Annotated in this window: 16 protein-coding genes; 13 read left to right on the forward strand and 3 right to left on the reverse strand. The window is 47.8% G+C overall.

The features are described from left to right. Positions 1–364 precede the first annotated feature (364 nt). Both NDA03_RS07550 and NDA03_RS07555 read right to left on the reverse strand, forming a co-directional pair. Positions 365–604: a hypothetical protein gene (locus NDA03_RS07550; protein WP_190426808.1), complete on the reverse strand. Its 240-nt coding sequence runs from the start codon at positions 602–604 to the stop codon at positions 365–367. A 335-nt stretch (positions 605–939) separates the two neighbouring features. Then, positions 940–1,689 carry a calcium-binding protein gene (locus NDA03_RS07555; RefSeq protein WP_348237722.1) on the reverse strand — a complete coding sequence of 250 codons (750 nt, stop codon included), beginning with the start codon at positions 1,687–1,689 and terminating at the stop codon, positions 940–942. Here NDA03_RS07555 and NDA03_RS07560 point away from each other — a divergent pair. Next, positions 1,615–1,959: a hypothetical protein gene (locus NDA03_RS07560; protein ID WP_348237776.1), complete on the forward strand. Its 345-nt coding sequence runs from the start codon at positions 1,615–1,617 to the stop codon at positions 1,957–1,959. The genes NDA03_RS07555 and NDA03_RS07560 overlap by 75 nt on opposite strands. 167 nt (positions 1,960–2,126) lie before the next feature. Here the strand turns inward: NDA03_RS07560 and NDA03_RS07565 are convergent, their stop codons facing one another. Continuing rightward, entirely contained in the window at positions 2,127–2,828 is a 702-nt protein-coding gene (locus NDA03_RS07565) for a calcium-binding protein (protein ID WP_348237723.1), read from the reverse strand. A 31-nt stretch (positions 2,829–2,859) separates the two neighbouring features. Here NDA03_RS07565 and NDA03_RS07570 point away from each other — a divergent pair, with 31 nt between their 5' ends. The 12 genes from NDA03_RS07570 (at position 2,860) to NDA03_RS07625 (ending at position 21,560) form a co-directional block, all read left to right on the forward strand. Next, complete coding sequence (locus tag NDA03_RS07570; protein ID WP_348237724.1) at positions 2,860–3,021, forward strand: hypothetical protein; 162 nt, start codon at positions 2,860–2,862, stop codon at positions 3,019–3,021. Positions 3,022–3,543: 522 nt separating this feature from the next. Next, complete coding sequence (locus tag NDA03_RS07575) at positions 3,544–4,194, forward strand: sigma-70 family RNA polymerase sigma factor (protein ID WP_190426806.1); 651 nt, start codon at positions 3,544–3,546, stop codon at positions 4,192–4,194. 23 nt (positions 4,195–4,217) lie between these two features. Continuing rightward, positions 4,218–5,213: a DUF1822 family protein gene (locus NDA03_RS07580; RefSeq protein WP_348237725.1), complete on the forward strand. Its 996-nt coding sequence runs from the start codon at positions 4,218–4,220 to the stop codon at positions 5,211–5,213. A 110-nt stretch (positions 5,214–5,323) separates the two neighbouring features. Then, a complete protein-coding gene (locus NDA03_RS07585; protein WP_348237726.1) occupies positions 5,324–7,696 on the forward strand; it encodes a CHASE2 domain-containing protein in 2,373 nt (790 codons plus the stop codon). Positions 7,697–7,728: 32 nt separating this feature from the next. Then, positions 7,729–8,787 (forward strand): DUF928 domain-containing protein, encoded by a 1,059-nt coding sequence (locus NDA03_RS07590; protein ID WP_348237727.1) that lies wholly within the window; start codon positions 7,729–7,731, stop codon positions 8,785–8,787. Between the two features lie 374 nt (positions 8,788–9,161). After that, positions 9,162–9,698, forward strand: coding sequence for a hypothetical protein (locus NDA03_RS07595; RefSeq protein ID WP_348237728.1), 537 nt, complete (start codon positions 9,162–9,164; stop codon positions 9,696–9,698). 575 nt (positions 9,699–10,273) lie between these two features. Next, positions 10,274–10,798, forward strand: a complete 525-nt coding sequence (locus NDA03_RS07600; protein ID WP_190529753.1) for a hypothetical protein — start codon at positions 10,274–10,276, stop codon at positions 10,796–10,798. Between the two features lie 466 nt (positions 10,799–11,264). Continuing rightward, positions 11,265–11,798 (forward strand): hypothetical protein, encoded by a 534-nt coding sequence (locus tag NDA03_RS07605; protein ID WP_190529755.1) that lies wholly within the window; start codon positions 11,265–11,267, stop codon positions 11,796–11,798. Between the two features lie 161 nt (positions 11,799–11,959). Then, positions 11,960–14,587, forward strand: a complete 2,628-nt coding sequence (locus NDA03_RS07610) for an S-layer family protein (RefSeq protein WP_348237729.1) — start codon at positions 11,960–11,962, stop codon at positions 14,585–14,587. 148 nt (positions 14,588–14,735) lie between these two features. After that, positions 14,736–17,138, forward strand: a complete 2,403-nt coding sequence (locus NDA03_RS07615) for a filamentous hemagglutinin N-terminal domain-containing protein (RefSeq protein ID WP_348237730.1) — start codon at positions 14,736–14,738, stop codon at positions 17,136–17,138. Continuing rightward, the gene (locus NDA03_RS07620; protein WP_348237731.1) at positions 17,128–18,900 is read left to right on the forward strand and encodes a ShlB/FhaC/HecB family hemolysin secretion/activation protein; all 1,773 of its coding nucleotides are present in this window, start codon (positions 17,128–17,130) and stop codon (positions 18,898–18,900) included. The genes NDA03_RS07615 and NDA03_RS07620 overlap by 11 nt, the downstream gene beginning before the upstream one ends. Next, entirely contained in the window at positions 18,852–21,560 is a 2,709-nt protein-coding gene (locus NDA03_RS07625) for a CHAT domain-containing protein (protein WP_348237732.1), read from the forward strand. Before NDA03_RS07620 ends, NDA03_RS07625 begins: the two co-directional genes overlap by 49 nt. Positions 21,561–21,568: the final 8 nt, after the last annotated feature.

The raw sequence follows: 21,568 nt of genomic DNA on the forward strand, positions 1-21,568 counted from the left end.
CAATCACGGGAAATCACGATTCCTTCCTATAGCAACCCGATTTGATTGGTCAGATATTTTTTAACGAACCGTCAAGGACGCGCTAGCCCTTAGGCGATGCAAAGCATTAGAAATCGAAAGCATAACAGCTCAAAATCCTTTAAAATTACTCTACCCTAATTACTAACAATATAAAGCATTTATTTTAGCTATTGATACCTTCTTAGCTTATTTTTACAACTGAATTTTGCCTGCAATTGGCCAACCGCTCTACCTTTAGATTGGTAGTATAATTTCTATAAATCAATGGCACTCGTTAACCCAAAATTTATTCTCAAAATGTAGAATTGCCTAATATTCTTAACTCCTATTGTCTTTAGGTTCCTTAGAATTTAGGTGCTAAGCCCAGTGGCATCTGGAACGCAGAGTCACAATCAAGCCAATAGAGGCAAAGTTTATTAGTGAGAGTTGGCGCAAATAAATGGTTCATTGCCATCATTTTCTTTTGCTCAAGAATAAATTCGTTGTAATCAGCTAGGTTATCGAGTCCCAAGAGGTTCAGAATAATCTCAGTAACTAGCCAAACAGTTGTTTTAACGAATACTCTTTTCCACTGCGCCTTCATTGGTTTATACCTTCCGGGACGATCGAGGTTTGTACCCTGGTTGCGGTCTCAATAAGATTGGGTTCTAGATGAACCGCTATAGACTTGTCAGATACAGGTGCAGTAGTTTTGCAAAGCTTTACAAACGTTTACAATGATTCTGCTAATCGGCAGGTACAGCAATATATTTAGGCACTTTACCTGTGCAATCCCGCCCTCTTTAGGGTCATTTGATGTCCCTTTCATATTGTTCAGCTAGGGGTAGTCATTGCCTCAGCAGAAAAAAAAGCCCCCCAGAGATTCATGTCTCTGAGGGGAGCTGAAGTTATCGAGTCAAGTTATCCCGATGTGTCAACCTAAACGCTGACAAAGTCAGCAGAAGCGTAAACATTGGTCGTATCCTGAACCACCGCAATCAAGTCATTGCCCTTATAGATTGCCGTATCCAGCGCCGTGGTGCCTCCGAAGTCATAGCTCTTACTCAGGGTGTAGTCAGTGTAGCTGCCCTTGACGTGAATCTTGTCGCCCTCATTCCACTTGAAGTCAGTGATGGTTGCGTAGCCACCACCCAGGTAAGAGACGCCACCGTAAGCGGTACCTAGCACGAAGGTGTCACCCTCGCTGCCACCACTCAAGGTATCGTATTCACCAACCGTGCCGCCATAGCCATTCAGGGAATCCTTACCGGCTTCGCCATAGAGTTTGTCACTGCCAGTGCCGCCATACAGGCTGTCGTTGCCATAGTAGCCCAGCATCGTGTCGTTGCCCGCACCACCGGATAGGTAGTCATCCCCATACCAGCCATCCATGTGGTCGTTGCCTACTTCGCCATAGAGACTGTCGTTGCCGTAGCCGCCATTGATGTAGTCATCGCCGTCATAGCCGAGGATAGTGTCATTACCATCCTCACCATAGAGGCTGTCGTTGCCAGTCCAACCATCTACGTAGTCATTGCCTGCGCCAGCTTTCACAATATCGTCACCGGCTCCAGCATAGATAGAATCGTCGTAGGCAGTGCCGTTGAGCTGACTGTGGTAGTTGAATGGATAGCCGGGGCCGTTGAAGGTGTTGTTGTCGTTGTAAGCGGTGCCGTTAATAATCGCCATAATCTTTGCTCTTTAGGATTGCTTAGGATTGGTGTTGGTCGGGGTGTTGGAATCAATCAATCGCTTGAATCGGTTGATTGGTGGTCAGTGATGTCCAAAAGGTTTGTATTCTCAGGAAATGTTATTGTTCGCCGTTGCACTTCTAGAGAGCTTTTGAATCTCGCTGGTTGCTCTATCGACTGGAGGCGGTTGATGCTGCTGGGAAAACCAGAATTTACTTTGTTTTTTCCCTGGTGCATTTTGTTGACCTCTATGCACTTGTCAGCCTGAGTAGCGCTAGTTATGCAAGTTGTTACAAACGTTTACATGAAATTGTGCAACCATACAGTTTAAGTAAGGGTAGCGATCGCGTAAACAGAAAAGAAAAAAGCCCCCCAGAGATTCATGTCTCTGAGGGGAGCTGAAGTTATCGAGTCAAGTTATCCCGATGTGTCAACCTAAACGCTGACAAAGTCAGCAGAAGCGTAAACATTGGTCGTATCCTGAACCACCGCAATCAAGTCATTGCCCTTATAGATTGCTGTATCCAGCGCCGTGGTGCCTCCGAAGTCATAGCTCTTACTCAGGGTGTAGTCAGTGTAGCTGCCCTTGACGTGAATCTTGTCGCCCTCATTCCACTTGAAGTCAGTGATGGTTGCGTAGCCAGTACCTAGGTAGGAGACACTACTAGCGGTACCCAGAACGAAGGTGTCACCTTCGCTGCCACCACTCAAGGTATCGTATTCACCAACCGTGCCGCCATAACCATTCAGGTAGTCCTTACCGGCTTCGCCATAGAGTTTGTCACTGCCAGTGCCGCCATACAGGCTGTCGTTGCCATAGTAGCCCAGCATCGTGTCGTTGCCTGCACCACCGGATAGGTAGTCATCCCCATACCAGCCATCCATGTGGTCGTTGCCTACTTCGCCATAGAGACTGTCGTTGCCGTAGCCGCCATTGATGTAGTCATCGCCGTAGTAGCCGAGGATGGTGTCATTGCCATCTTGACCATAGAGGTTGTCGTTGCCATACCAGCCATCAATGTAGTCATTGCCACTTCCGCCATAAACTGTATCGTTCCCGTCTTTGGCGTAAATGGAATCATTGTAAGCGGTGCCGTTGAGTGTGTCGTTGTAAATGGTGCCGTTGATAATCGCCATAATCTTTGCTCTTTAGTAAGGATGAGAATTGGTGTTGTTTGGTGTGTTGGAATCAATCAATCGCTTGAATCGGTTGATTGGTGGTGGCGGCTCTCCGAAAGGTTTGTATGTTCAAGAAGTGTTATTGTTCGCCGTTGCACTTCTAGAGAGCTTTCGGACATCGCTGGTTGCTCTATTGACTGGAGGCGGTTGATGCGGTTGGGAAAACCAGAATTTACTTTGTTTTTTCCCCGTTGCATTTTGTTTACCTCTATGCACTTGTCAGCCTGAGTAGAGCCAATTATGCAGGTCGTTACAAACGTTTACATAAAATTGGCAAATATGGGTGGTTGTGCCTCAGATCAGTGGGGAGATAGGAAATGAAAAACCTTCCTACATAGGCTTTTCAGCTTTGGCACTGTAGATAAATGTTGTTCAAAGCGGCGTTAACAATTGCTTTTGACGTTGAAACATATCTTGGATCGCTCAAATGAGTGTCCCTGAATCGTGCGACAGTTGGGCTATTTACTTTCAACCAGAGCGATCGCTATCCTTGAAGAACGCATAATTACGCGCCTAGTTCTTCCTTGCCACCTGCCGGAATCCTGATTCATCAGCTATCGAGAATCCGTAATCTCTAACTGTATGGAGTAGACATCAAGGGGAAAGTTATCTTAAATAGATAGGCTTCCAGACAAAATTGGCGCTGTATCAACCGAAGGGGCGATCGCAAATTATGGATGGACTAGAGTCAAAGCTTCGCTATCTGGTGAAAGAAGCCTGTATGCACCCGCATGGAAGTGCCCAGCGCCAGAAAAACTTAACTAGGGTGATCCGCTTAATCGCACACAAGCTTTGGAAAGAATATACGCCTTACTATGAAGATGCACTGCAACAGACCTGGGTGTATTTCTGTCAAAACATCTGTGAAGGGAATACCGGCGAAGCTTATGACCCGAATCGCAGCAGTGTCATCACCTGGCTGAATACCTACCTGAAACGGCGGCTTCAAGATTTCTATATTGACGGTAAAAAACAAGAATCGAGAACCGTTACAGGTCAAGCCAAAAGGTCAAAGTCGGGCGATATCGGTGAAACGACTGACCCGGTGGATAGTCTGGAAGCCACTCCGGATGTTCCCCCCTTGTTGGACGACATCATAAAGTGGGTGGAAGCCGATTCTCAAGGTGAGTTGCGCCGCACGCACATTGCCGGTCGTCCCGAAGTGAATGCTCAAGCGTTAATCTTGCGACGCTTACCCCCAGAAGCCGGTTGGAAAGAGCTTTCAGCGGAATTTAACCTCCCCATTTCCACATTGAGCAGTTTTTATCAGCGCCAATGTATCCCTCGCTTGCGTAAATTTGGTGAATCGGAGGGATATCTATAAATAAAGAACGGAGCCTCCCAACAATGACTTTTAACCCCCACGAACTAGAAGATTTTGCCCTACCGTTACCGATTACCCAAGCCGCACGCACGATAGCACAGCAGTTTGCCACTCAGCAGCCGACACCGCACAAAGCAGAGCAAGTTCTCTTGAATACCCTATCTGTCTGTGTGGTAAACGATTATTTGCAGATGATGGGGATTCCCACCAATCTTGCAGCCAGTGATAGCTGGAATCCCATCGTGCGCTTATGTTCTGATGTAGCTGACCTAGAAGTGCGGGGACTTGGTCGCTTAGAATGTCGTCCGTTGAGAAGCACCGAACAAATCTGCCACATTCCCCCCGAAGTTTGGTCAGATCGAATTGGCTATGTGATGGTTCAAATCGATGAATCGATGCGAGAGGCAAGTGTGTTGGGATTTACCCCCAGCGTTACTACCTCAGAGTTGTCGATCGGTCAATTGCGATCGCCTGAAGATTTACTCGATCGCTTGCAGGAATTAATGCATCCGATTACAGCGGCTGCATCGTCTCTCGCCCCTGCCTTCCGCAGAACCCAAGCCAACTTGAGCCAGTGGTTCAACAATGTTTTTGAAGCCGGTTGGCAAACCGTTGAAACCTTGCTAACTCCGCCTGAATCAAATCTAGCCTTTAGTTTTAGAGGCGATGTACTTGCTCCCAGTTTGGAACAGCCAGAAGCTGCCGTTCGCAAAGCAAAATTGATAGACTTAGGGGTAGAGATTGCCGACCTTTCTGTCGCTTTAGTTGTTGAAATCAATCCAGAATCTGAGGAGAAAACGAATATTCTTCTTCAGGTGCATCCTAGGGGTAATCAAGCTTATCTACCCCCTTCTCTTCAATTGATTGTCCTTGATGAATCTGGCTCTAATTTTCTAGAAGCTGAGTCAAGAGATGCAGATGATTACATTCAATTAGAGTTTAGTGGCAATTCTGGAGAACAGTTTAGCGTTAGAGTCGCTTTGGGGAATGCCAGCATTCAAGAAGACTTTGTTATTTAGCGATTATTTGTAAACTTGAGGCACCTCTTGTAATCCAAGAGCAATTTTTCCATTTATCTGGAAACAACCCTTACATTTAATTGCTGAAAACTAATCGTCCTACCGTCAAAATGGTTAAATTAGTTGTTATAAAACTATGGAGTGGTTCTTTTGAAGAAGGTTTCCCAGTCTCATTACAAATTGGGAACGATGGTGAACGCCCTTCGATAGAAAGCGTTGGAATGTTACCTCCCGCTCCAGAAATTCCCCAACACTACACCATCTGGACAACCGCTTATCGTCGTTTGGGAGTGCCCTACAGACTAGAAGCAAAAATTAGTCAACCGACTAATGTTGCCAAGATTGATGACTGTAGTTTGGCAGCCAATGTATTGCGCGATCGCTTAAATGTCTGGCTAAATTCAGAGCCGTTTCGGGCAATTCGAGAAAAACTCTTAGAACAATTAGTTCCTGCCGATGAAATTCGGTTCATTATCCAAACCGAAGACGTTCAGCTACGGAAATTACCTTGGCATCTTTGGGAATTATGCGATCGCTACCCAAAAGCCGAAATTGCTTTAAGCGCTCCAGTCTACGAACGTGTAGAACAACTCTCATCGCCTATCGAGAAGGTGAGAATTTTAGCAATTTTGGGGAATAGTACGGGAATTAATACCCAAGCCGATCGGATTTTATTAGAGCAATTACCCAACGCAGAAATCAGATTTCTGGTAGAACCACAACGGGAAGAATTAACCGAACAGCTTTGGAAACAAGGCTGGGATATTTTATTTTTTGCGGGTCATAGTTCCAGCCAGAAGAATGGCGGAACGGGACAAATTTATATTAATCAAACAGAAAGTTTATCAATAGAAGAACTTAAATATGGATTAAAAAAAGCGGTTGAACGCGGGTTGAAAATCGCGATTTTTAACTCTTGCGATGGGTTAGGTTTGGCAAAAGATTTGGCTTCTTTACATATTCCGCAAATTATTGTGATGCGGGAACCCGTACCGGATAAGGTTGCACAAGAATTTTTGAAGTCTTTTCTCGAAGCCTTTGCTCGTGGTGAGTCGTTTTATTTAGCAGTACGGGAAGCACGGGAAAGATTGCAAGGACTAGAAGCTAAATTTCCTTGCGCGACTTGGTTGCCAATCGTTTGCCAAAATCCGGCTGTGTTGCCACCGACTTGGCAAGGAATTGTTGGAAAAAGGAAAGAAGAATTCCCGATTCTCGATTCCCCACTACCATCCCCCTCCCGAACCTCCCAGACTCAAGCTCAAACCTGGCGGGGACGACTGCGGGCAGCGTTGCTTGCCAGCGTAGCGATCGCATCATTGATTGCGGGGGTGCGGCATCAGGGAATGCTGCAATCAATAGAACTAAAAGCTTTTGACCAAATACTGACCAGGCGACCCGATGAAAAGCCAGATCCGCGCCTTTTGGTGATTACCATTACTGAAGCAGATGTTCAAGCTCAGAATCCAGAACAGAGGCGTGGGTCGTTGTCAGATCCGGCACTCAATCAACTGTTGCAGAAACTAGAGCAGTATAAACCGCGAGCGATTGGCTTAGATATTTATCGAGATTTTCCAGCATTACCCAGTCAGAAAGATTTAGCCAATCGGTTACGCCAAAGCGATCGCTTAATTGGTATTTGCAAAGTCAGCGATCCTCAGGCGGAGGAACCGGGGATTCCACCACCACCGGAAATCCCGACAGAACGCTTAGGGTTTAGTGATTTCATGGTCGATTCCGATGGAGTGGTTCGTCGCCATCTGTTATCGCTGAAACCAGACCCCGCCTCTCCCTGTACGGCTTACTACGCCTTCAGCGCCCAATTAGCATTCCGTTATTTAGCGGCAGAAGGCATTGTACCGACAATTAATTCAGAGGGGTTCTTGCAACTGGGCAAGGTGGTTTTTAAGCCTTTGGAGAGTTTTACAGGTGGCTACCAAGGAACCGATGCCTGGGGTCATCAAGTGCTGCTGAATTATCGCTCCCACCGCTCCCCGGAAAATATTGCGGATCGAGTGACCCTCAGAGAAGTTCTCAACGGTCAGATCGATCCCAATTCCATCAAGGATCGGATTGTTTTGATCGGCACGAGCGCTAACAGTTTTCATGACTATTGGCTCACACCCTACAGTCAAGGTCAGTGGGCTGAAAAGCAAATGCCGGGAGTATTTGTGCAAGCGCAAATGGTGAGTCAAATGATTAGTGCAGTGAAAGATGGGCGATCGCTATTATGGGTGTGGCCTCAGTGGGGCGAAGTTTTTTGGATTTGGGGCTGGTCTTTACTGGGAGGGTTGTTCGTCTGCTATCTGAAGTCCCCGGTCCACTTAGGGATAGCGATCGCCGCCGCACAAATCTTGTTGTATGGTTTATGCTTGGCACTGTTAATCCAAAGCGGTTGTTGGGTGCCTTTGGTTCCACCAGCGCTAGCCTTGGTAGCGAGCAGCACCAGCGTAGCCGTGTATGCAACCTTTCGAGCTAGACGATAGTCACTCACCTTAAAATTCCTTCGACTAGCTATATGAAGTTCCCTTTTAAACAGATAATCCTTGCCAGAGCGATCGCGCAGCGTGCCAAACCTTATATCTTGCACCTGAAAAACCTAAGCCCCCCTTCGCCTTCCCTGCAAGGCAAGACTGAGTCGGACTCCCCTCGCCTTGCAGGAGAGGGGTTGGGTCAGAGGTCTCCTAATACAAGCGGTGCCAAATGGCCTACCCTCTTCCTAGTTGCTTTTATCGGCAGTTTGACGCAAATCCCCGTAAAACCTGCTTTCGCAGAAGTCTTAACCGTACAGTCCAACGCGCCACCACCACCAGCAGACCGTAGCGCCCCCACTGGACGAAGGCAAGGAGGCGCTAGCCGTAGCCCTGGCACCCTTCTGTTCAAGGCACCCCCACCACCAGCAGACCGCAGCGCCCCCGCTGGACGACAGCGAGGAGGGGCTAGCCGTGGTACGTGTCCAGCCGCGATCGGCGAGGAGCCTCTGACTGCCTTGGTGCCTGCGACTCAGACAAGTTTGAATGAAGGACAATCTGGGAACTCACCCTTAAAAACCTTTGAGTCCGTATGGGCATTAACGGCTGCTGAGGCTCCTACCTTTTGGTATTACATTCCTTATGCGCTCACACCCGACCTGCCTGTGGAATTCATCCTACAGGATGACCAAGGTAACAATGTCTATCAAACCAAGTTCATCGCATCCCAAAAGCAGCCTGGTGTAGTCAAAGTGCGTCTTCCGGCTACAATAGCGCCCCTAAAAGTGGGCAAGATGTACCGTTGGTTTTTCATGATTGATTGCGATCCGGATGCTCCACCCTTGGTTGAAGGATCGGTTCAACGGATTGCACCTTCTGCCACTTTGATGAGTCAGTTACAGAAAGCAACCCCACGGGAACGAGTGGTTCTTTATGCCAAACAAGGAATCTGGCATGATGCCCTCACTGCTCTTGCTGAACTCCGGAGTGCGAATCCCAACGATGCTGCCCTCACGAATGATTGGGTAAGTTTATTAAACTCTGGTGGCTTGGAAGCGATCGCTCAAGAACCTGTAATTGATTGCTGCACCGCTCAACAACAGTAAACAAACAAGTCTAATGTGGCCTCAAGGCTTTGGCAGGCGATCGCGGATTATGCGGTAATTCACCGGATTTGACATCGAAGCGATCGCACTCCTCAATGATTCGTGAAGGCGAGATACCCGACTTCAAGAGAGAAGCCGGGTATCTGAAGGGCTAGCTCACCATTAAAACAAGATTCCTATCAATCGATGCTGTTAGCTTCAGCCCTACTTACATAACTAAATTTCACTTTTGTCCAAAAAATACTAAAGAATCCGGAAGCTAAAAATTCGGTTTGTAGATAAATGTGTTTCTAAAAAAGTAGGAAACTTCAGTGTTGTATATTTCAACACTAAAATCACAGCCAAACCACTAATTTTTTCAAGGACTAATTAATATGGCACTTATCAATGGCACTGTAGGAAACGACCCGAATTTGAAGGGAGGTACAGAAAATGACACCATCAATGGTTTTGCCGGAAACGATAACCTCTATGGCGGCAATGGCATAGATACCCTCAACGGTGGAGAAGGCAATGATACCTTAGTTGGAGGTGCTGGCTTTGACACTCTCACGGGCGGTCCTGGCGCTGATATCTTTGTATTTAAAGGCTATATTAACCACACTCCACCGTCGGGCGGCGTTGTCCATGTTCAGAGTGCGGATGGTTTTGACACCATTACAGACTTTAATCCAGATCAGGATGCTATCAAAGCATTTGTTTCTGATCCTGGTATTCCTCCCCATTTTAAACACGTTACAGGCCCACCCATCATACCTCCAGGGGATGTTCTTGGCGCGCTGACAAATAGCGGCTTTGTCAGCACATTTCCAACGCTTGACCTTAGTAGTTTTTTGATCGATCGCATAAGTTACGTAAATCAATTTGAGTCGGGATTTAACCCAATTTTCACACAATCGCTGCTGTTTTAAATTCCCGAACTTTGAGCGCTAGACATGACCTAGTAAAAACGCTTAGCTGTCACTGTTCTAGCGCTCAGATAAATGTGCAAAATAAGATTAACTTATCTCAGTTAAGTGTCACTCAATTAGGTGACACTTAAACGAGCTACCACAAATATGTTTTGCCAAAACAAGCGACTGACAACAAGTTTTGAAAACAGTTAGACTTATAAAATAAAAGTCGAAAGTTTGTTGCTCAAAAAATTATTTTCAATCAGTTCTATGCCCTTAGTCCAATTCCAATGGCAAATAGTCACTCAATGCACTGAAACCCCTCCTGTTTGGAGAAGGTTGAAAGAATTTTATAGCGTTTCTCAGTTGAGTGGAATATATTGCACGTTCCCGCTGCCTTGGTAAGGACATAGCATTGCCATGTTCCTACAGAATGTATCGCAACCAAGCGAGAATTGCTATACAACTAACCTCGTATTTAGCTGCAAAGCGAATAGAGTTTTTAACTGAGTAAGTTTCCACAAAAGCGGATAGTTAGCCTTATATCTTTTAACACTAAACTACCACCAAAACATTAGGAAAGAGTAATCGACATGGCACTTATCAACGGCACTTTGGGAAATGACTCTAATTTGACGGGAGGCACAGAGGATGACACCATCAATGGTTTTGCCGGAAACGATAACCTTTATGGCGGCAAAGGCATGGATACCCTTGGCGGTGGAGAAGGCAATGATACCTTAATGGGAGGTGCTGGCCCTGACACTCTCACGGGCGGTTCTGGCGCTGATATTTTTGTATTTAAAGGCTCTGTTTCATATGGAGTTAACCCAAAAGGCGGTTACTACGTTCAGAGTGCTGATGGTTATGACATCATTAAAGACTTCAATCCATCTGAGGATGCTATCAAAGAATTTGTTTCTGATAAACCTGGTATTCCACCCCATTTTAAACACGTTACAGGCGCACCCATCCGGCCTCCCCTGGAGTTTCTTGGCGCGCTGACAAATAGCGGCTTTGTCAGCACATCCCCAACACTTGACGTTAGTATTTTTTTGAGCGATCGCATAAGTTACGTAAATCAATTTGAGTCGGAATCAAACGCGATTTTCATATAATCGTTGCTGTTTTAGGTTTCCGAAATTTGAGCGCTAGATATGACCTAGAAAAAACGCTTGGCTGTCACTGTTCTAGCGCTCGGATAAATCTACTAAATAAAATAAACTCATATCATCTAAGTGTTACCTAACTGAGTGAAGCTGAACCGAGCTACCACAAATGTATTTTGCCTGAACAAGTGACTGGTAACAAGCTCACAAAATAGTTAACCTTATAAAGTAAGGGTTGAATAAAGGTTTGAAATTTGCTGAGCAAGAGATTAGTTTCAAGCAGTTGTGTGCCATTAATTCAATTCCAGTGGCACATTGTCACCCAATGTCTCCAACCCTTGAATTGCTATACAGCTAATCTCGCATTTAGCCGCACAAAGATAGAGTTTGTAGCTGAGTGAATTTCTCTAAAAACGGGCGTTTATTGTTGTATTTTTTAACACTAAACTACCAACAAAAACATTGAGTAATCGACATGGCAATTATCAACGGCACTTCTGGAAATGACCCGAATTTAAAGGGGAGTGTAGAAAATGACACCATTACTGGTTTTGAAGGAAAGGATGACCTCTATGGCGGCGATGGCATTGACGATCTCATCGGTGGCGCTGGCGATGATACCTTAGTTGGAGGTGCTGGCTTTGACACTCTCACGGGCGATGCTGGCAGTGATATTTTTATATTTACCAACGTTATTAGCTGGGGCATACAGCCGGGAGTTGGCTATTATGTCCAAAGTGCTGATGGTTTTGACATCATTAAAGACTTCAATGTAGCTCAGGATGCCATCAAAAGTTATGTGCCCGCTACTCCGACTCCTAACGTTCCTGCCCATTTCAAACATATCGTAGGCGCAATGCTTAACGAGCGACCTCTGGTTGGGTTCGCTTTAGCAAATAGCAACTTAGTCAGCCAAACTCTAAAAATTGACCCTAGTAGTTTGGTGAGCGATCGCGTAACTTTTGCAACTCTATTCGAGTCAAGTTTGAACTTGAGCTTCACGGAATAGGTGCTAGTGGAAATTTGGGTAAATCTGGGAGTATTTAAACGCTCAATTCCCATTTTTAAGGTGGGTTAGGAAAGAGCGAAAAATTTCTAGACATCTTATAAACTTTGTTGCAGTGAAATACCATACTCAGTTTTTCACTTACCTGAATGGAGACAAATGCTGTGAATCCTAAAAGCTGGCTCCAGCAGACTTTGCAGTTGGGGCTGGTATGCACGTTGGCGATAGTAGGGGCGCTTTTCAAAGTCAGCCGCTTATGTTCCCAGATCGTACCCGATGAAACTTTAGAAACTGAAAGTTCTGTAGTGGTACCTTTTGCTCCTGGCTTCCCAGTTGAATTCATTTTTGGCGGAGCAACGCGGGGTGCTAATTTGTTTCACAGTTTTAAACAATTCGACATTGGAGAAATCGGAGCTGCCTATTTTCTCCCTCCTCCAGAAATTAAAAACATACTGAGTCGGGTGACAGGAGGGAGCCGTTCCGAGATTTTGGGGACGCTGGGGGTAATTGGCGATGCCAATCTATTTTTAATGAACCCCAATGGGATTATTTTTGGGCCAAAGGCTTCTCTAGATATTGGTGGTTCGTTTGTAGCGACGACAGCGAATGCAATTGCGTTTGACACTCAGGGTTTTTTCAGTGCTTCTGCGCCGAATGTTCCCCCAATTCTGACGGTTAATCCTTCAGCTTTTTTATTTAATCAAATTGCCCCTCAGCCGATTGTCATTCAATCTGAGATAGGTTTACAAGTTCCTGATGGTCGGAGTTTGTTGTTAGTAGGTGGGGATATAGAGTTGCAAGCAGGGCAATTAAAAGCTCCCGGCGGTAGCGTCGAAATCGGAGGAGTGGCGCAAGCAGCAACCGTAGAGCTAAATGTTGATGGTAAAAATCTGCATTTGAATTTTCCGGCAGGGGTACAACTAGCAGATATTTCCCTAACAGAAAAAGCGCTCATTGATACCAGTGGTGAGGGTAGCGGTGCTATCCAGCTTTCAGGCAAGCGGATTACGCTCACCGATGGCTCAAAAATTGAGGCGAACACCATCGGATCAAAACCAGGGGGAACAATTACCGTAACCGCACAGGAGTCCCTTGAAGTGTTAGCAGGAAGCCGCTTCTTAACGCAGACTATCGGAGATGGAGCGGCTGGAGACGTAACAATCGAAACTGGGCAATTGATTGTCAAAGATGGGGCACAGATAGGAAGTGTTACTTTTAGCACAGGTCAGGGGGGAACGTTAACCGTATCTGCCTCAAAGTTTGTGGAATTGATTGGTACTTCAGCGGATGGGGTAGATGTCAGCGGCTTGTTTACTCAAACTGAAGGTGCTGGAGCCGCCGGAAACTTAACGCTGAAAACGGATCAGCTAACTCTCAAAGATGGGGCGCAGGTCTCAGTTTCTACGGTTGATGCAGGTCAGGGCGGAAAATTGAGTGTCACCGCACAAGAGTCCGTACAATTGATTGGCACCTCCGCAAAAGGGAATCCTAGCGGTTTGTTTGCGGTAACTCAAGGCGGCTCCGGAGCTGCTGGAAACTTGACTATTAAAACCGGACAGTTGATTGCCCAGGATGGGGCACAGGTTTCCGCTTCTACTTTTGGCGGCGCGACAGGCAAAGGCGGAACGGTTAGCGTCACCGCAGATTCGGTGCAACTGATAGGAACATCCAAAAATAGTGACTATAGAAGCGGCTTGTTGGTGGGGACGGAAGGGAGCGCCGCAGCTGGAGATTTGACGATTGAAACGGGACAGTTGACCGTACAAAATGGAGCAGTGGTATCGGCGGGGACTTTAGGTCAGGGTCAGGGAGGTAAATTGACCATCACCGCCCAGAAGTTTGTGCAGTTGGTGGGAACATCGGCAAATGGGCAAGCCAGCAGCTTGCTGACTCAAACATCAGGGGCTGGAACTGCGGGAGACTTAAAAATTACCACGGGGCAGTTAATTGTCCAAGATGGCGCTCAAGTCAATGTCAGCAGCCAAGGGACGGGAAATGCAGGCAATCTAGAAATCGAGGCAGGTTCAATTCTTTTAGACAACCAAGCCGCCTTGACTGCAACAACCAAATCGGGAAATGGCGGCAATATTACCCTACAGGTGCAGGATTTATTGCAGTTGCGCCACGGTAGTAGCATTTCCACCACCGCAGGTAGCGATAAGGCAGGTGGAAACGGCGGCAATATGGACATCAATGCCAAATTTATCGTTGCCGTCCCTGAGGAAAATAGCGATATTACTGCGAATGCCTTTGAGGGTCGAGGAGGGAATATCAATATCACCACCTCTGGCATCTTTGGCACCCAGTTTCGTCCTCGCCTCACGCCAGAAAGTGACATCACCGCGAGTTCGGAATTTGGTGTAAATGGCGCAGTCAATATCAATACTTTGGATGTCGATCCCAGTCGCGGGTTAGCGACTTTACCCGCAGAGTTGGTTGATGCGTCTGGATTGGTGGCACAAACTTGTCCGACTGGTGGGGGGCTTGCACAAAGTGAATTAATCTTGACTGGGCGCGGTGGATTGCCGGACAATCCCAGCGAAACCCGAAGCAGCAGCGCCGTTTGGACAGATTGGCGCATTTCTCAAACAAGTCGTCCAAATCGGATCTCGCACGCTGCAAAAGCTTCCCCTCGTTCAACTGCGGTTGCTAAATCTCAGACTCATTCCCCGGCGATACCTTTCGTGGAAGCGACTGGATGGGGGAGAAATCATCAAGGTGAAGTCGTGCTGATGGCTGCTGTTTCTTCTTCCCCTAAGAGTTTAGCGTTAGCGTCCCAGTGTCCTCGCTAATTGCGATCGCGTCTTGATGATTCAGTGTCAGCAAGTTAGTTCAACTTTTATGGAAAAAGGTTAAACGTGAGCATCTAAATGGGTAGGCTGTGTTAGGCTATTGCGTGAATATACGGAAACCTTACCGTCAAGGTAATGCTAGCCAAGCGTGTTAATTCGCAGAGTGCTTCGATCGCTGCATTGCCACCCTTGTTGGATAAGAAGCGCGATCGCGCTGGGTACGATCGCCGCTGGGAGCGATCGCGCGATCGCCCAAAATATCACCCTTGATGGCAGCCTCGGCTCCGCAAAAACCTTAACGGGTCCCAATTACGTTATTCCTCAATCAGCGGGTCAAACCGTCGGCAGTAATCTGTTCCACAGCTTTGGAAAATTTAGCCTCAACGCAGGCGAGGTAGCGGGTTTTAGCAGCGCCGCCAATATCCAGAATATTCTGTCCCGTGTTACAGGGGGTTCTCCCTCCTTGATTAACGGCTCAATTTTTACCGATCAGCCGGTCAACTTCTTCTTGATCAATCCCAGTGGCATTCACTTCGGGCCAAAGGCTCAACTCAATGTCGGTAGTGCCACCAGAGGCTCTTTTGTTGCCACCACGCTGGATGCTTTGGTATGGGCGGATGGTAGTCAGTTTAGCGCCACCAATCCAGGGGGATCGAGTAGCTTACTGACGATGGTTGGCGACCCTAGCGGGTTTATCTCTTCACAACTGCCTAAACCAATCGTGGGTTCTGCTAGCACCCTGAAAGTCTCGGAAAATCAGACTTTGTTGTTATTAGGCGGTGATGTGAGTTGGAAGGGCGGGCTTTTACAAGCGCGGAGTGGTCGAGTCGAGTTGGCAGGAGTCGCAGAACCAGGAACCGTAAAGCTGAATGTCGAAGGCAATCGTTGGCGCTTGAAATTTCTAGATAGCGTCGTCCAAGCAGATATATCCCTCACGAATCAAGCAGCGATTGATGTCAGCAGTCAAGGTAGCGGGGCGATCCAGCTTTCCGGCAGACAGGTGACATTTAGCGATGAGTCAAAAGTTTCTGCAAATACGTTGGGGAATCGAAATGGGCAAGGAATCTTTATCCAAGCTGTGCGGCTAACCATTCAAGGGGGTTCTCAGGTCTCTGCAACAACCACCGGCAAGGGGAAAGGAGGGATTATCGACATCAATGTCTCTGATTCGGTAGAACTGATCGGCACCTCAGCGGATGGTCAAAAACCCAGCAAACTCGCCAGTGATGTTAAAGATGCAGGGGGAGATGCGGGAAACGTGACAATTACGACCCGGCAATTGCTAGTTCGGGATGGGGCGCGGATATCAGCGAGTGGTTCCGGAACGGGGCAGGGAGGAAGTATCAACGTCTATGCCACCGATCGGGTGGAACTGAGTGGCACCGCACCGAGCGATCGCCGTCCCAGTGGATTGTCGGTTCAAACTTCTAGAGGCAATGGGAAAGCTGGAAACTTAACGATTACCACTCGGAAATTGACGATCCGAAATGGGGCAGAAGTCTCTGCGGCCACTTTTGGGGCAGGTTTCGGGGGAAATGTGGAGGTGAATGCCTCTGAGTTGGTAGAACTGATGGGGACTTCAGGAAATGGAAAGCTTCGCAGCAGATTGTTTGCTGGAACCGGCAACCCTGCCGATGTCATCCGAGACGGAGATGGTTCCCCCTCCGATAGCAGTAATCTTCCGGCATTTTCGACCGGAGATGGGGGAACTCTGACCGTTAAAACTCAGTTGTTAACGGTTTGGGATCGGGGACAAATCTCTGTGGGCAGTCAAGGGTTAGGAAAAGCTGGGGAACTCGAAATTGACTCTGGCTCTATCCTGCTAGACAATGGGGCAACCCTCAACGCCCAAACTGTATCCGGTGACGGCGGGAATATTCGATTGCGAGTGCAAGACTTATTGTTGCTGCGCCGCAATAGTAACCTTTCCACTACCGCAGGCACTGCACAAGCAGGTGGAGATGGCGGGAATCTGGACATCAATGCTAAATTCATCGTCGCTGTCCCGGCTGAAAATAGCGATATTACCGCCAATGCCTTCCAAGGTCGAGGAGGGACTATCAACATCACCACTTCTAGTATCTTTGGTAGCCAGTTGCGATCGCGCCCAACCTCCCAAAGTGACATCACGGCAAGTTCGGAATTTGGGATCGATGGCACGGTACAAATTAATACCCTGGATGTCGATCCCAGTCGCGGGTTAGCAACTTTACCAGCAGAGTTAGTTGATGCTTCTGGATTGGTGGCGCAAACTTGTCCGGCGAGTGGCAGCAACGTCGCGAGTTCTTTCACCGTGACGGGAAGTGGAGGGTTGCCAGACAATCCCAGCGAAACCCGAAGCAGCAGCGCCGTTTGGACAGATTGGCGTCAGGTTGCACCAGCTTCCACTCACTCCCGAAAAGATGTTGCCATACAGTCAAACTTGACAAAAGAGCCAGTAGAAGCAAGAGGTTGGGTGAAAAACGATCGAGGCGAAGTCGTTCTCACCGCTGCTGTTCCGTACTCCTCTCTTCATTCCGGGCTAACAACCGCTAAGTGCTATGTGCCGTAATTTTTCTGGGGGCGATCGCTTATTGTTGCTTCGGCTAAGTTTAGCCATACTGAGTATCTGCTTGACGGCGCAAGCAGCGCAATCGCTTCCGGAAACGATTGACTCGGCTCAAGTTCCTCAACTCCCTCCGCCACAAGACATCATTCAACCGCTACCTCCCTCCCCTTCGCCGCTTCCGTCCCCGGAAACGCCTGCGCCACTACCGCCGCCAGAAGACTTACTCCAGTCCCCCACCCAGCCTTCCCCAGACGAGGAGACACCGGGGGAGACGGTTCCTGGCAACATTACGGTGGAAAAGTTTGAATTCATCGGCAATACAGCTTTCAGTTCCGAAAAGCTAGCGGAAATTACCAAGCCGTTTACCAATCGACCAATTTCTTTTGCCGAACTGCTGCAAGCTCGAACTGCTGTCACCGAGTTTTACGTCAACCAAGGGTATATTACGTCAGGTGCCCTGATTCCCGCCAACCAAACGATTCAGGGAGGCGTCGTCACCATTCAGGTCGTCGAAGGCGGCTTAGAAGACATTAAAATTAGCGGCACGCGACGGTTAAATTCCAACTACGTGCGATCGCGTTTGGCTGTCGCCACCTCAAAGCCGCTCAATCGAGAGCGTCTCTTAGAAGCATTACAACTGCTGCAACTCAATCCGCTGATTGCCAATTTATCCGCGGAACTCTCTGCTGGAACCCGTCCGGGATTCAGTTTGCTGGAGGTTCGGATAACAGAGGCGAAGACCTTTAGCACCCAAATCGGCATCGATAACGGTCGTTCTCCTAGCGTGGGCAGCTTCCGACGCCGCTTGCAAGTGAATGAAGCGAATTTATTCGGTTTGGGAGATGGTTTAAGCCTTGCCTACAGCAATACAGATGGTAGCGATAGCTTCGATACTTCCTACACACTGCCGATTAATCCTTACAATGGCACGCTCAGCGTCAGCTACGGCACTACATCCAGCGATGTCATCGAGCCACCCTTCGACCGCCTCGATATTTATGCCGCCTCGCGCTACTATGAATTGACGCTGCGCCAGCCAATTGTTCAAACCCCTACCCAACAATTCACCGTCGGTTTAACAGCATCTCGACGGGAAAGCGAAACTTCTTTGCTAGAGATTCCGTTTCCCCTGTCGGCGGGCGCTGATGACGAGGGACGCACCCGGATATCCGCCTTGCGATTGTTTCAGGAATGGACGCAAACCGGGACTCGCCAAGTCATTGCCTTGCGATCGCAATTTAATATCGGACTCGGTGCCTTTGATGCCACTCTCAACGAATCTGGTCCCGATAGTCGCTTTTATTCATGGCAAGGGCAAGCCCAGTGGGTACGTCTCCTCGCGCCAGAAACGTTGCTATTGGTGCGTGGCAACGTGCAACTAGCAGATAGAACGCTAGTCCCTTTAGAACAATTTGGTTTAGGCGGCTTAGAAAGCATTCGGGGTTATCGTCAGGATGCTCTGCTGACGGATAACGGCGTCTTGCTAAGTGCAGAACTTCAGTACCCGGTGCTGCGCGTCCCCCAAGTGCAGGGTGTTCTCCAAATCATTCCGTTCGTCGATTTTGGCACCGCCTGGAACAGTTCGGGCAGAGAAGATCCTGAACCCAATAGACTTTTATCGGTTGGGTTAGGATTGCAGTGGCGGCAATCACCACGCTTCAGCGCCCGCTTGGACTGGGGAATTCCTTTAGTGAATCTCTCTTCGAGGGAAAGAACATGGCAAGAAAACGGTCTGTACTTTTCCGTGCAGTACAATCTTTTCTAAAATACGGGCTTTTCGGATTAACGTTGACCCTTTTGCTTTTCTGGGGTCAAAAGGTACACTCTCATTCGCTGCTGTTGGATACCTCTCCCCCAACCCCTCTCCTAGTAGGAGAGGGACAAAGAGCGATTCCCCCATCCCTTGTAGGGAAGGGGGTTAGGGGATTAGGTTTCCCCGATTCGAGAAGCATTGCATTAGACGTTACCGAACGAACCAATCCAACTCAAGTACAACAGGGACGAGAATTTTATGAAACTGGGCAGTTTGTTGAGGCGGTAAGGATTTGGCAACAAGCGGCAAAAACTTTTCAAACGCAAGGAGATATCCTCAATCAAGCTTCTACGTTGAGCTTCCTGTCGTTAGCTTACCAACAACTCGGACAGTGGACAGAGGCAACGGAAGCGATCGCAAACAGTCTGAAACTATTAGAAGCGAGAAATCCCAACAAAGACCACTTGCCCGTTCTCGCCCAAGCTTTCAACATCCAAGGGCAGCTGCAATTGGCACTCGGACAAGCGGAACAAGCTTTAACGACTTGGGAACAAGCGGCGGCTATTTATACGCAAGCAGGCGATAAGGCGGGAATTACAGGTAGCTTAATTAACCAAAGCTTAGCGCTGCAATCTTTAGGGCGTTATCGTCAAGCGGCGAAGGCGTTAACTCAGGTAGAGGAGACGCTGGCGAATCAACCCAATCCGATGAAAGCGATCGCTCTGAGTTCTTTCGGTAACACCCTCCGCGTCGTTGGCGATTTAGAGAAGTCCCGGCAGGTTTTGCAGCAAAGTTTGGATGTCGCCCAGCAACTCAAGTCTCCCCCAGATATCAGTGCAGCGTTCCTGGGTTTAGGAAATACCGCGCGATCGCAACAGGATACGGAAGCGGCTTTAAAGTTTTATCAACAAGCTGAATCAACCGCCCCTTCCCCAATGACCCGCAACCAAGCCAAACTCAATCAGTTGAGTTTGTTGGTGGAAACGAAGCAATTGAGCGCTGCCAAGGCTTTAGGTTCCCAAATGCAAGCGGAAATTGCGAGTTTCCCCCCCAGTCGAACAGCAGTTTATGCCAAGATTAATTTTGCCCAAAGTTTGACGCGACTCAAACAAGCTGACACGGCAAATACTTCCTCCTGGACAGAAATCGGTCAGGTGTTGGCAAATGCGGTTCAACAAGCTAAAAGTATCCAAGATATCCGGGCAGAAGCTTATGCCCTAGGACATCTGGGTGGACTATACGAACAAACTCAGCAATTGCAGAATGCCCAAGACTTGACTCGGCAAGCGTTACTTCTTGCCCAATCAATTAACGCCTCAGATATTTCCTATCGCTGGCAATGGCAATTAGGACGCTTATTGAAAGCGCAGGGAAAAACCAAAGATGCGATCGCTGCTTACACGGAAGCGGTGAATATTCTCCAATCTCTCCGCAGCGATTTAGTTACCATTAATCCTGACGTTCAGTTTTCTTTTCGAGAAGAAGTTGAGCCTATCTATCGGCAACTTGTCGAATTGCTATTGCAAACAGAGGAAACTTCAAAGCCGAGTCAAGACAATCTCAAACTAGCCCGTAACACGATTGAATCGCTGCAACTTGCTGAACTCGATAATTTCTTTCGCACCGCTTGTTTGCAAGGCAAAACAGTCCAAATCGACCAAGTCATCGATAAAGACGATCCGACCGCCGCAGTCATCTATCCGATTATTTTGGCAGACCGATTAGAAGTCATTCTCAAGTTACCTCAACAACCGCTACGCCACTACAAAACTGATATCAACCAGAGTGAAGTAGAAAGAATTGTCGGAGACTTGCGAAAGCAACTGACTAAACCTTACACGCTGAAAGAAACTCAAGCTTTATCCAAGCAAGTCTATGATTGGCTGATTTTACCTGCATCCCAGGATCTCGCGAGCAACATTAAAACTTTGGTATTTGTCCTCGATGGTTCCTTGCGAAATATCCCGATGGCTGCACTCTACGACGGTCAACAATACCTGGTCCAAAAGTATGGCGTTGCATTAACTCCAGGCTTGCAGTTACTGGGTTCCAAATCTTTAGAACGGGGAAAAATCAAAGCTTTAACTGCCGGAATCACTGAATCTCGCCAAGGCTTTGCTGCGCTCAACAATGTAACCCTGGAATTAAATCAGATTAAATCTGTAGTGCCCACTACGGTACTGCTCAATCAGGAATTTACCAGTACCGCTTTCCAAAAAGAAATGAATGCGGTTTCCTTTCCAGTCGTACATCTTGCCACTCACGGTCAATTCAGTTCTAAAGCTGAGGAGACATTTATTCTAACTTGGGATAATCGGATTAATGTCACTCAGTTGGATAATTTACTCCGAATTAGAGATACGAACCGACCAACTGCGATCGAATTACTCGTCCTCAGTGCTTGCCAAACCGCTACCGGGGACAAACGGGCGGCTTTAGGACTGGCTGGGGTTGCGGTACGCGCTGGGGCGCGGAGTACCCTCGCGTCTCTATGGTCGCTGGACGATGAGAGTAGCGCCCTTCTGATGAGTCAGTTTTATCAAGAGTTAACCAATACCAAGGAGACGAAAGCGGAAGCACTCCGGTTTGCCCAGATGTCTCTGTTGCAGAATCCGCGATACCAGCATCCCCGTTACTGGGCACCCTACGTGCTAGTGGGGAATTGGCTATAGTGGTGGGA

Source organism: Trichocoleus sp. Lan, from assembly GCF_039961855.1.
In the GTDB taxonomy this organism is placed as follows: Bacteria; Cyanobacteriota; Cyanobacteriia; order Cyanobacteriales; family FACHB-T130; genus FACHB-T130.